The following is a 12,295-nucleotide window of genomic DNA, read 5'->3' on the forward strand; positions in this document are numbered from 1 at the left end:
TCAGCCCGTCACGGCCTGCAGGCGCTTGATGTCGGCCATGCGGTGCATGGTTTCCGCATAGCCCAGTTCAATGGCTTCGGCGGCCCGGTGGAACTCCGTCAGCCCGATCTGCGAGAGCGCGGGAAACAGCGACAGGTCCGGCGGATCGCCGGCAAGGCGGGCACGCGAGATGCGGTCCTGGATGATGTTGAAGGCCTCGACCATCACGCCGGTAATGCCGAGACGCATCGGCCGTGTATCCGGCTTTGCCATCTCTTCCTCGTCATTGTCGGCCGACTGGTCCATGGCCGCGTGCTTGACCACTGCGGCGCGGCCGAACAGGTCGTAGTGCAGGTTCACCGCGATGACGAGACGCTGTTCGTAGGCGCGGCAAACGGAAACGGGAACCGGATTGACCAGCGCGCCATCCACGAGGGTCCGGCCGTTGGAAATCACCGGCTCGAACACGCCCGGCAGCGCGTAGGAAGCGCGCATGGCCGTGATCAGCGAGCCGCTGTGCAGCCAGATCTCGTGACCCGTCATGATTTCCGTGGCCACGCAGACGAAGGGCGCGGGCAGGTCCTTGAAGGTCAGGCCTTCGAGATGGTCGCGCAGGCGCGCATCCAGCCGCATTCCGCCGAGAAGGCCGTTGCCGCCGAAGTTCAGGTCCAGCAGGCCCAGCAGGCGGCGGCGCGTCAGGCCGCGCGCGAATTCCTCCAGGTCATCGAGCTTGCCGGCCAGGTAGCAACCGCCGACCAGCGCGCCGATGGACGTGCCGGCGATCATCCCGATGGGAACCTCGGCTTCGTCCAGCGCCCGCAATACCCCGATATGCGCCCAGCCACGGGCGGCGCCGCCGCCAAGGGCGAGCGCGATACCCTTCTTGCCCGCCTTCGTCCGGGGAGGGGGTGCCTCCGTGGCCAATGCCGGCGGCGGCGCATCGATTTGCGCCGGGACGGTTCCCTTCCGTGACATGGCCCAAAGCTGCATGGCAGCCTCCTTTCGAGCCTCCACTCTGACACATTTTATTCAACGATGCGTAAATTCGAATGGAAGTTCGCGCGTTGAGCGGTATCAATGATTGTGCTTGTAGACCGTGTCCGCGTCGAACCGCGCCGGCGATCCGTCATCGGCAAGCGTTGGAACGCTGCCTTCCAGGCTGGCGATCCGGTAGAAGCAGGAGCGTTTGCCCGTATGGCAGGTGGCGTCGTGTCCGCCGACGCGAACCTTCAGCCAGACCGCGTCCTGGTCGCAATCTGTGCGAATCTCGACCACTTGCTGCATGTTGCCGGAGGTCTCGCCCTTCTTCCACAACTGGTTGCGCGAGCGCGACCAGTAATGCGCCAGGCCGGTCTCCAGCGTCAGCGCCAGCGCCTGCGCATTCATGAAGGCCACCATGAGGAGTTCGCCGTCGTCCGCATCGGTGACGACGGCGGTCACGAGGCCGTTGGCATCGAAACGGGGCGTGAAGTCCGTGCCCGTTTCAAGCGCGATCTTGTCGGAGGAGGGGGCCTTGAAGGCAATGTCCGTCATGTCCGGTCCCGGATGGTCTGCCGGCCGGGGCCGGACCGGCGGTTCAGCGGCGGCCCATGTCCCTTGCCAGGGTGAAGAAACGCACCTGCTCTTCCGGGTTGTCGCGGAAGGCGCCGGTGAAGGTGGATGTCGTGGTGGTCGACCCCTGCTGGCGGATGCCGCGCATGGCCATGCACATGTGCTCGGCCTCGATCATCACCGCGACGCCGCGCGGATTTAGCACGTCCTGGATGGAGGTCGCAATCTGCGCCGTCATGGCCTCCTGCGTTTGCAGGCGGCGGGCGAAGACATGGACCAGCCGGGCGATCTTGGACAGGCCGAGCACCTTGCCGTCCGGTAGGTAGGCGACATGGGCGCGCCCGATGATCGGCACCATGTGGTGTTCGCAATGGGAATGGAAAGAAATGTCGCGCACGAGGACGAGATCGTCGTAGCCGGCGACCTCCTCGAAGGTGCGGCCCAGTTCCTCCGACGGGTTGGCGCCGTAGCCGGAGAACATCTCCTCATAGGCCTTGACCACGCGCGCGGGCGTGTCGATGAGGCCTTCGCGGTCCGGGTTGTCGCCAACCCAACGCAGCAGCGTGCGAACGGCCGCTTCGGCCTCCTCACGGCTTGGCCGCTCCATGGCAGGCGGCTGGATTTCGGTGTCGGTGAGCGAAGAGATATTGGTAGCGATGGCATCCATGACGAGGCGTCTCCCGTAGTTCCTCACAAGATACGGAGGAACGAGTTGAACGGACCACTGCCTGCAACGGTTTTCCGGAAAATTCCGAAACCTGCCGACCTGCGGCGTTTCCAGCCAGGCCGTTGAGAAACTGTGCGATCGCACAGCTTGCCGCATGGCCTTTCCAGACCTTATATATGCTCACGAGACGGAAATCAAAGATGCATCCCGCGGCATTTGCCGTTCCGGTTGCGCCAGAGGACGGGACGATCATGATCGACGACGTCTACAATGCGAAAATCCTGGGGTTTGCGGGAAACATCCCGCGGATGGAGAGGCTTGCCGATCCGGATGCCACGGCGACAGCCCATTCCAAGCTGTGCGGCTCCACGGTGACGGTTGACCTCAAGGTTGCCGATGGCGTGGTGACGGATTTCGCCCATGACGTGAAGGCCTGTGCGCTCGGCCAGGCTTCGTCCTCGATCATGGCACAGACAATTGTCGGCGCCTCTGTTGAGGAACTGCGCGCGCTGCGCGAGACCATGCGGCGGATGCTGAAGGAAAACGGACCCGCTCCGGAAGGCCGGTTCGCCGACTTCAGGTACCTGGAGCCGGTGCGCGACTACAAGGCCCGCCATGCCTCCACCATGCTGACCTTCGATGCGGTGGTGGACTGCCTCGACCAGATCGAGCGGAAGGCGGCGGCCGCCTGACCATGACGGCCACTGCACGATCACGGGGGCGCAACTGGGCCGGTCCCTGGCGCAAGACGCCCGGCCGCCTGCTCGGAACCGGCTTCATCCGCCTTTACCAGCTCACGCTTTCCGGCTTCATCGGCAACACATGCCGTCACATGCCGACCTGCTCGGAATATGGATACGAGGCCGTGGCCCGCCATGGTTTGTGGAAGGGCGGCTGGCTGACGCTGTTCCGCGTCGGACGTTGCGGACCCGGAGGCACCTGCGGCATCGACAATGTGCCGGAGACGCTGGCACCGGACCAGCACTGGTGGACGCCCTGGCGCTTCTGGCGAAACGGCCGCCACGTTCACCGTCATTGACAGCGCGGCGGCGCGGCCAATCGTCGCCAGACCCTTTACGCCGGAGAATGTGCCGTCTAGATAGGCCGCGAAAATCAGGCCCGCGCCCGCGGGCCTTCAACCACCCGCGATCGTAGGCGGGACTGGACAACAGGAGACAGACCGATGGCTGATGCCGTTTCCCTGACATTTCCCGATGGTTCGAAGCGCGATTATCCGTTTGGCGCGACCGGCCGCGATGTGGCCGAGAGCATTTCCAGGTCGCTGGCCAAGAAGGCTGTCGCCATCGCGCTGGATGGTGTCTTGCGCGATCTTGCCGATCCGGTCGCCGACGGCGAGATCGAGATCGTGACGCGCGACGACCCGCGCGCGCTGGAACTCATCCGCCACGACGCCGCCCACGTCATGGCCGAGGCAGTGCAGGAATTGTGGCCGGGTACCCAGGTCACGATCGGACCGGTCATCGAGAACGGCTTCTACTACGACTTCGCCCGCAACGAGCCCTTCACGCCCGACGATCTGCCGAAGATCGAGAAGAAGATGAAGGAGATCGTTGCGCGCAACCGGCCCTTCACCAAGGAGGTCTGGTCGCGTGACAAGGCAAAGGAAGTCTTCGCCGGCAAGGGTGAGCATTTCAAGGTCGAACTGGTCGATGCGATTCCCGAAGACCAGGACGTGAAGATCTATCATCAGGGCGACTGGTTCGACCTGTGCCGCGGGCCGCACATGGTCTCGACCGGCCAGATCGGCAACGCGTTCAAGCTGATGAAGGTGGCCGGCGCCTATTGGCGCGGCGATTCCAACAACCCGATGCTGACCCGCATCTACGGCACCGCCTGGGCCGACCAGCAGCAGCTTGAGGATTACATCCACATGCTGGAGGAGGCGGAAAAGCGCGACCACCGCAAGCTCGGCCGCGAGATGGATCTGTTCCATTTCCAGGACGAGGGACCGGGCGTCGTCTTCTGGCACGCCAAGGGATGGCGCATGTTCCAGAGCCTCGTGTCCTACATGCGCCGGCGCCTCGACGAGCAGGGCTATGACGAGGTCAACGCGCCGCAGATCCTCGACAAGAGCCTTTGGGAGACGTCGGGCCACTGGGGCTGGTACCAGGAGAACATGTTCGCGGTGAAATCCGCCCATGCCTTCACCAACCCGGACGACGAGGAAGCCGATCACCGCGTCTTCGCGATCAAGCCGATGAACTGTCCCGGCCATGTCCAGATCTTCAAGCATGGCTTGAAGTCCTACAAGGAACTGCCCATCAAGCTGGCGGAATTCGGCAATGTGCACCGCTACGAACCGTCGGGCGCCCTGCACGGTCTGATGCGCGTGCGCGGCTTCACGCAGGACGATGCCCACATCTTCTGCACCGAGGAGCAGCTTGCGGCCGAATGCATGCGCATCAACGACCTCATCCTCTCCACCTATGCCGATTTCGGCTTTGACGAGATCACGGTTCTCCTTTCCACGCGGCCGGAAAAACGCGTCGGCCCGGACGAGAACTGGGATCATGCCGAGGAGGTGATGACCGCTGTCCTCAAGCAGATCGAGGAGAAGTCCGGCGGGCGCATCAAGACCGGCATCAATCCGGGCGAAGGCGCCTTCTATGGCCCGAAGTTCGAATATGTGCTGAAGGACGCCATCGGCCGCGAATGGCAATGCGGCACCACGCAGGTGGACTTCAACCTGCCGGAACGCTTCGGCGCCTTCTACATCGACGACAAGTCGGAGAAGAGGCAGCCGGTGATGATCCACCGTGCCATTTGCGGCTCCATGGAGCGCTTCCTCGGCATCCTGCTGGAAAACTACGCCGGCCATATGCCGCTGTGGTTCGCGCCGCTTCAGGTGGTGGTGGCCACCATCACGTCGGACGCGGACGGCTATGCCCGCGACGTGGCGGCGAAACTGAGGGATGCCGGCCTGATCGTCGAGGCCGACCTGCGCAACGAGAAGATCAACTACAAGGTCCGCGAGCACAGCCTCGCCAAGGTCCCCGTGATTCTCGTCTGCGGAAAGCGCGAGGCCGAAGAGGGTACGGTCAACCTGCGCCGCCTGGGATCGCGCGACCAGGAATCGCTGACTGTCGAGCAGGCCATGCATCGCCTGCTGGAAGAGGCAACGCCACCCGACCAGCGCCGCCGCCAGCAGGCCCGCATCGCCAACGTCAACTGACGCTGCGAAGCCGAAGGGCAGTGCTTCTTTCCATTCCGGCGCGGCCATGCCGCGCCGGTTTTTCTTGTCCGGACGCCTGCTCGATCAGGATATTAAGAATTGATTTACCAGTCTTCCGTTGTCCGGGCAGAAATTGTGACCGGGGTCACGGTGCCGGAAATGAACAAGTCATTCCTGATGCTTTTGTTCTTCCTGACAACTTGCTGCTTCGCCCGTATTGGCATAAAATGCAAACGTTCTTCCTTAACCTTCGCGGCTTGGAATGGCCGCGCTTGTGACGTTGGGTCCACCATGAAGCCGTTCCGCATGTTTCTTGCCCTTTCCCTCGCAGCAGCAGTGCTGACCGCCGCACCGGCGTCCGCCGAAAGCGATTGGCGCGCGTTCAAGCGCGATCAGGCTGCCGCGAAGATTAATGCAAATCCGCAGGCCAGCCTCCGGTCCGGCAAGAAGGATGCCGGGAGGAAACAGGCCGCCAGGCCGGTGAGCAAGAAGATCGCCAGCGTGACGGCGAAGAAGGCCAAGGCTTCCCCGGACGCGAAATATGCCGCGAAATTCGCCCCGGAAACGGTTGCCTTCAAGGGATACAAGCCCGGCACGATCGTCATCAATTCGGCGACGAAGGAACTCTTCTATGTCGAGAGCTGGTTCCGGGCGACGCGTTATCGCGTGGCGGTGGGCAAGGAGGGCCTCGGCTTTACCGGCCGCGCCAAGGTGGGCGACATGCAGGAATGGCCGCGCTGGATTCCGACGGCCGACATGATCAAGCGCGAGCCGAAGAAGTACGGCAAGTACAAGGATGGCATGGATGGCGGTCCTGGCAATCCGCTGGGCGCACGCGCCATCTACCTGTACCAGGGCAAGAACGACACCCACATCCGCATCCACGGAACCAACGCACCGCAGACCATCGGAACGGCGTCCTCGAACGGTTGCTTTCGCATGATCAACGACCATGTGATCGAACTCTTCGAGAAGGTGGAGATGGGCGCCGAGGTGGTGGTCCTTTAGAGCCGGCATTGAAAACGGATGGAGGCCGGCCCGCGAGCCGGCCTTTTTTCGTCGGCGCGGTCATCCTGCCAGCGGTGGAAAAATGCGCATCGGCAGAATTTAGGACTCGCATAATCGGCGTTCGCGCGCTAACCCTCCACTCCCATGGCGCGATATGTTTTCATCACTGGCGGCGTGGTTTCCTCCCTCGGCAAAGGCATCGCTGCGGCAGCGCTGGGCGCTCTGCTTCAGGCGCGTGGCTACCGAGTCCGGATCAGGAAACTCGACCCCTATCTCAACGTTGATCCGGGCACGATGTCGCCCTATCAGCATGGCGAAGTCTTTGTGACCGACGACGGGGCGGAAACCGACCTCGATCTCGGCCACTACGAGCGGTTCACCGGGCGGTCGGCGAACCAGCAGGACAACATCACCACCGGCCGCATCTACAAGAACATCATCGACAAGGAGCGGCGTGGCGACTATCTCGGCGCCACCGTGCAGGTCATCCCGCACGTCACCAACGAGATCAAGGACTTCGTTGTCGAAGGCAATGACGATTACGATTTCGTCCTGTGCGAGATCGGCGGCACGGTGGGCGACATCGAGGCCATGCCCTTCCTGGAAGCGATCCGCCAGCTGGGCAACGACCTGCCGCGCGGCCAGGCGATCTACATCCACCTGACGCTGATGCCCTACATCCCGGCGGCGGGCGAACTGAAGACCAAGCCGACCCAGCATTCGGTCAAGGAACTGCGTTCCATCGGCATCGCTCCCGACATCCTTCTGGTGCGGGCCGACCGGCCCATCCCGCCGGAGGAGCGGCGCAAGCTGTCGCTGTTCTGCAATGTGCGCGAGAGCGCCGTCATCCAGGCGCTGGATGTCGCCAATATCTATGACGTGCCGATCGCCTACCACGCCGAGGGGCTGGATGGTGAAGTGCTGTCGGCCTTCGGGATTGACCCGGCGCCCAAGCCGCGCATGGAGCGCTGGCAGGAAGTGTCTGACCGGATCCACAACCCGGAAGGCGAGGTGACCATCGCCGTGGTCGGCAAGTATACCGGCCTGAAGGATGCCTACAAGTCGCTGATCGAGGCGCTCGCCCATGGCGGCATGGCCAACCGGGTCCGCGTGAAGCTGGAATGGATCGAGGCGGAGATCTTCGAGAAGGAAGACCCTGCGCCCTGGCTGGAAAAGGTGCACGGCATCCTCGTGCCCGGCGGCTTCGGCGAGCGCGGGGCGGAAGGCAAGATCCTGGCCGCGAAGTTCGCCCGCGAGCGCAAGGTTCCCTATTTCGGCATCTGCTTCGGCATGCAGATGGCCTGCCTTGAGGCAGCCCGCTCGCTGGCGGGCATCGCGAATGCCTCGTCGACGGAATTCGGCGAGACGCGCGAGCCGGTCGTGGGCCTGATGACCGAATGGCTGAAGGGCAACATGCTGGAAAAGCGCAAGGCCTCCGGCGATCTGGGCGGAACCATGCGTCTTGGCGCCTATCCGGCGCAGTTGAAGGAAGGCACGCGGATCGCCACGATCTATGGCGCGACCGCGATATCCGAACGTCACCGCCACCGCTACGAGGTCAATGTCGACTACATGGAGCGGCTTGAGTCCTGCGGGCTTGTCTTCTCCGGCCTGTCGCCGGATGGTGTGCTGCCGGAAACGGTTGAATACGCGGACCATCCCTGGTTCATCGGCGTGCAGTACCACCCGGAACTGAAATCGCGGCCATTCGAGCCGCATCCGCTGTTCGCCAGTTTCATTGCCGCCGCCGTGGACCAGAGCCGCCTGGTGTGACGTCCGCCACGCGACAACAGCGCCGTCCGGTGCTAATGTTCGCGTTGATTCTGGGCAATGGGGACGGGCATGGATATCATCGGCATTGGCATTCTCGCGGCGCTCGCGCTGTATGCGGTCGTCACCTATAACGGCCTCGTGAAGGCGCGCCAGATGGTGCGCGAGGCCTGGTCGGGCATCGATGTGCAACTGAAACGGCGCGCCGACCTGATCCCCAACATCGTCAACACGGTGAAGGGCTATGCGGCCCACGAGCAGGAAACCCTGCAACGCGTCACCGAGATGCGCACGCGGGCGCAGGCCGTTCCGGCGGGCGATGTGGCGGGCAGGGCCGCGGCCGAATCCATGCTGTCCCAGGCGCTCGGACGGCTCATGGCGGTTGCCGAAGCCTATCCCGATCTCAAGGCAAACGAGAACTTCCGCGACCTGCAGGGCACGCTCGACAAGATCGAGGGCGAGTTGCAGATGGCGCGCCGCTACTACAATGGCGCTGCGCGCGACTTGAACGTGCGCGTGGAAAGCTTCCCCTCAAACCTGGTCGCCAACACGTTCAAGTTCTCCCAGGCCGACTATTTCGAGATAGAGGACGCATCCGACCGCGCCGTTCCGGAAGTCAGCTTCGGTCAGTGACGATGCCGGGGTGTTGTCGCCTGTCGCAGCCCGGCTTGATCCTTGCCGCAGCACTGCTTGCGGTTCTTTCCTGGCTTGCTGTCCCGGCCCTGGCGCAGGAGCAGATCCTGTCCTTCGATTCGCAGGTCGTGATGGCGCCCGACGGCGATCTGTCGGTCACCGAAACCATCCGCGTCCGCGCGGAAGGGCGCAACATCCGCCGCGGCATCTATCGCGACTTCCCGCTGCAGTTCGAGGATGCCGCGGGAAGAATGCGAACCGTCGGCTTCACCGTCCGCTCGGTGACCCGCGACGGAAAGCCGGAGCCCTACCGGATCGAACGGAACCGCAAGGTGGCCCGGGTCTATGTCGGCGATGCCAGCGTCTTCCTTTCCCCCGGCGTCTACGAATACACCATCGCCTACACCACGGACCGTCAGGTCCGCTTCTTCGATGGCCATGACGAACTGTTCTGGAACGTGACAGGCAATGCATGGGACTTTCCCATCAACCGGGCCACGGCGACCATCACCTTGCCCGAGGGCGGCCGCGTCGAGGAGACGGTTTCATTTACCGGGTCCTACGGATCGCGCGAGAACAATGCGGTGTCATCCGTTTTCAATGACCGGCGTTCCGCCATGTTCTCCACAACCGGACCCCTTGGACCGCGCGAAGGCCTGACCGTTGGCGTGCGGTTTGCCAAGGGCCTTGTGGCAGCCCCTGATCCGGCTGATGAATTGCGCTACTGGCTGCGGGAGAACCGCGACATCATCGTTCTGGGGACCGGGCTTTTCCTGATCCTGGCCTACTACCTGTTCGCCTGGTTCCGCGCCGGCCGCGATCTCCCCGAAGGCGTCATCGTGCCGCGGTGGGATCCCCCCGATGGCATCTCGCCGGCCCTGACAAGCTATATCGACCGGAAGGGGCTGTCTGGCAGCGGCTGGGGCGCGATCTCCGCCGGCATCCTCAACCTTGCGGTCAAGGGGCATGTTCGCCTTGAGGATGTCGGCAGCAAGACCGCGATTGTCGCGGAGAAAGGCGCTCCGCCACCGCTTGGACTGCCTGTGGGCGAGGCCGCGCTGATGAAGGCGGTCAACCGCAACGGCGGCCGGCTGGAACTCTCCAAGGCCGACGGGCCGAAGGTGCAGACCATGCAGCGGTCATTCGCGTCCGCCATGGAAAAAGAGCACCGCAATGCCTTCTATGTCCGCAATCTGGGATGGGTGATCGGCGGGGCCGGCCTGTCCGTTGCCGTTCTCCTGGTCACGGTCTTTTTTGGCAACATGGCTGAAGAAGAGATCGCCATGCTCTTGTTCCTGGGCGTTGCTTCGATCATCGCAACTGTGGTCATCGCCAATACCGCGCGCGATTTCGGCGCCGGCCTTGCCGGCAAGATCAGGGCGGTGTGGTCCATCGGGTTCGTGCTGGTGATGCTGTTTTCCTTCGGTGGCGGAATCGTCTCCTCGGTCATGGAGGACCGGCTTCCGCTGCTCGGCGGCAGCCTGCTCGCGCTGGCCGCGCTCAACGGCGTCTTCTATGTGCTGATGGGCGCGCCCACGCCACTGGGACGCAGGATGATGGACGGCATCGAGGGGCTGAAGACCTATATCCGACTTGCCGAGGCGGACAGGATGAACCTGAAGGGCGCACCGGCCATGTCGCCGGAGCATTATGAGCGCCTCTTGCCCTATGCCGTCGCCCTGCGGCTGGAAAAGCCGTGGAGCAGGGCATTCCAGGCATGGCTGGCGACAGCGGCCGCGGCGGGCGTCGCCGCAGCGGCCGGCTACCATGGTCCGCGCTGGTATGGCGGCCGCAGCTTCAGCGCCGATCGTTTCTCCGACACGATCGGCAACGTGACGTCCGGTCTCGAAAGCAGTCTTGCCGCCTCCATTCCCGCACCGAAATCATCCTCTTCGGGCTTTTCGGGCGGTGGCGGTTTTTCCGGCGGCGGCGGCGGCGGTGGCGGCGGGGGTGGCTGGTAGCCGCCTTGAAGAACGGGCCGCCAGGGGATAACAATTGTGCCGACAGCTCCGGGCCCAGGGGCGCAACAGGCAGAGCGGGTACCTTTGGGGGAGCCCTTGCAGACTTATCTTGATCGTGCCCGGCGTTTGCCGGCCCTACTGGTCTTGTTGACGCTGGGGCTGCTCGCAGCCTGCCAGGGCGTCGATGTCGTGGAATTCGCGCCGCTGTCGGGTCGTTACTCCGCACTGGTCGTCAATGCGGATACCGGCAATGAGATTCATGCCGAGAATGCCGATTCGCCGCGTTTTCCCGCCTCGCTGACCAAGATGATGACGCTTTACATGCTGTTCGAAGCCATCGAGCAGGGCAGGATTGCGCGTGACGGCGCAATACCGGTTTCGGCAAACGCGGCGCGCCGTCCGCCATCCAAGCTCGGGATCCGGGCAGGGGAGCAATTGCCGGTGGATACCGCCATCAGGGCGCTTGCCGTCAAGTCGGCAAACGATGTGGCGGCCGCCGTGGGCGAGTTCATTGCCGGATCGGAGAGCCGGTTCGCCGAGATGATGACCGGCCGCGCACAATCGCTTGGCCTGACACGTACGCGGTTCCGCAATGCGTCCGGCCTGCCGGACGAGGGGCAGGTCACCACGGCGCGCGACATGGCCCGCCTCGGCATCCTGCTGCGCCGGCGCTTCCCGCAATATTTCCACTATTTCGACCTGAAGGAATTCAGCTACAACGGCCGCACCATACGCGGCCACAACAGGCTCCTTGGTGATCCCGGCGTCGACGGGATCAAGACCGGCTATATCCGGGCATCCGGATTCAACATCGTCACGTCGGTCACGCGCGGCGGAAAGCGCTTCATCGTGGTGGTGATGGGCGGGGACAGCGGGCGGGAACGCGACACCCGCGTCCGGCAGCTGATCGCGGCCTATGCCAGATAGCCGCGCCGGCAGCGCATGAGACGCGAAGCGCCCGGATTTGTTGGCAGATACCGGTTTTTGGTGTTGACCGCCCGGCAGGCTCTCAATATGGTCCGGCCACTTTCGGCGGGGGCCATTTCGGCCAGCCGACGGGAGCGCGTAGCTCAGCTGGTAGAGCAACTGACTTTTAATCAGTAGGTCCAGGGTTCGAGCCCCTGCGCGCTCACCAATATATTCAAAAAGTTGGCTAGTTGTGAAGTCTCAGGAGGTTGTTCATCCTTGCGGGCCATCGGCTGGAGTTGTCGATTGCGGCCTAACCCCGTTCCGGATGAATAACCTCCTGTAACGTCACAGCTAGTGCCTGCCGCTCCTGCTTTCTCTGGCGTCTTTTCCAGGGACTACTTTGTGCCGTCCGTTTCCGCCGGCGTTCGCCTTGGCGATCAATCGGTTTGTGCCCCCACCTATACGCGGCCCTTCGGCGCCGCATCGGACTATTCCGGGTACAACGCCACGGTGGGCACGGACCTGTCCTGCGACTTCCACCTTTCGGACCGGGTTCCCTTCTAGGCGCTTCGCCCGTCCGACATCGTGCTGTCACCGCAGGAATAGGCGGTTGACGATGGTCAA

The 12,295-nt window shown here is 63.5% G+C and carries 11 protein-coding genes and 1 tRNA gene; 9 read left to right on the forward strand and 3 right to left on the reverse strand.

Features of this window, described 5'->3' with window-relative positions:
- The 3 genes from ACLB6G_RS12280 to folE all read right to left on the reverse strand — a co-directional run bounded on the left by ACLB6G_RS12280 (position 1) and on the right by folE (position 2,197).
- A complete protein-coding gene (locus ACLB6G_RS12280) occupies positions 1–969 on the reverse strand; it encodes a patatin-like phospholipase family protein (RefSeq protein ID WP_410356480.1) in 969 nt (322 codons plus the stop codon).
- A gap of 84 nt (positions 970–1,053) precedes the next feature.
- The gene (hisI, locus tag ACLB6G_RS12285) at positions 1,054–1,512 is read right to left on the reverse strand and encodes a phosphoribosyl-AMP cyclohydrolase (protein ID WP_410356481.1); all 459 of its coding nucleotides are present in this window, start codon (positions 1,510–1,512) and stop codon (positions 1,054–1,056) included.
- A gap of 43 nt (positions 1,513–1,555) precedes the next feature.
- The gene (folE, locus tag ACLB6G_RS12290; protein ID WP_410356482.1) at positions 1,556–2,197 is read right to left on the reverse strand and encodes a GTP cyclohydrolase I FolE; all 642 of its coding nucleotides are present in this window, start codon (positions 2,195–2,197) and stop codon (positions 1,556–1,558) included.
- A 251-nt stretch (positions 2,198–2,448) separates the two neighbouring features.
- On the opposite strand from folE, the gene ACLB6G_RS12295 reads away from it, so the two are divergent.
- The 9 genes from ACLB6G_RS12295 to ACLB6G_RS12335 all read left to right on the forward strand — a co-directional run bounded on the left by ACLB6G_RS12295 (position 2,449) and on the right by ACLB6G_RS12335 (position 11,897).
- The gene (locus ACLB6G_RS12295; protein WP_410356789.1) at positions 2,449–2,889 is read left to right on the forward strand and encodes an iron-sulfur cluster assembly scaffold protein; all 441 of its coding nucleotides are present in this window, start codon (positions 2,449–2,451) and stop codon (positions 2,887–2,889) included.
- Between the two features lie 2 nt (positions 2,890–2,891).
- The gene (gene yidD / locus ACLB6G_RS12300; protein WP_410356483.1) at positions 2,892–3,236 is read left to right on the forward strand and encodes a membrane protein insertion efficiency factor YidD; all 345 of its coding nucleotides are present in this window, start codon (positions 2,892–2,894) and stop codon (positions 3,234–3,236) included.
- Between the two features lie 144 nt (positions 3,237–3,380).
- A complete protein-coding gene (gene thrS, locus ACLB6G_RS12305) occupies positions 3,381–5,390 on the forward strand; it encodes a threonine--tRNA ligase (protein WP_410356484.1) in 2,010 nt (669 codons plus the stop codon).
- A 306-nt stretch (positions 5,391–5,696) separates the two neighbouring features.
- Positions 5,697–6,398, forward strand: a complete 702-nt coding sequence (locus tag ACLB6G_RS12310) for a L,D-transpeptidase (RefSeq protein WP_410356485.1) — start codon at positions 5,697–5,699, stop codon at positions 6,396–6,398.
- Between the two features lie 144 nt (positions 6,399–6,542).
- The gene (locus ACLB6G_RS12315; protein ID WP_410356486.1) at positions 6,543–8,171 is read left to right on the forward strand and encodes a CTP synthase; all 1,629 of its coding nucleotides are present in this window, start codon (positions 6,543–6,545) and stop codon (positions 8,169–8,171) included.
- 69 nt (positions 8,172–8,240) lie between these two features.
- Positions 8,241–8,801: a LemA family protein gene (locus tag ACLB6G_RS12320; RefSeq protein ID WP_410356487.1), complete on the forward strand. Its 561-nt coding sequence runs from the start codon at positions 8,241–8,243 to the stop codon at positions 8,799–8,801.
- Between the two features lie 2 nt (positions 8,802–8,803).
- Positions 8,804–10,762 (forward strand): DUF2207 domain-containing protein, encoded by a 1,959-nt coding sequence (locus ACLB6G_RS12325; protein WP_410356488.1) that lies wholly within the window; start codon positions 8,804–8,806, stop codon positions 10,760–10,762.
- 96 nt (positions 10,763–10,858) lie between these two features.
- Complete coding sequence (locus tag ACLB6G_RS12330) at positions 10,859–11,689, forward strand: D-alanyl-D-alanine carboxypeptidase family protein (RefSeq protein WP_410356489.1); 831 nt, start codon at positions 10,859–10,861, stop codon at positions 11,687–11,689.
- 132 nt (positions 11,690–11,821) lie between these two features.
- A tRNA-Lys gene (locus ACLB6G_RS12335) sits at positions 11,822–11,897 on the forward strand.
- Positions 11,898–12,295 lie beyond the last annotated feature (398 nt).

The sequence above is a fragment of the Zhengella sedimenti genome (assembly GCF_046506625.1).
In the GTDB taxonomy this organism is placed as follows: Bacteria; Pseudomonadota; Alphaproteobacteria; order Rhizobiales; family Rhizobiaceae; genus Zhengella; species Zhengella sedimenti.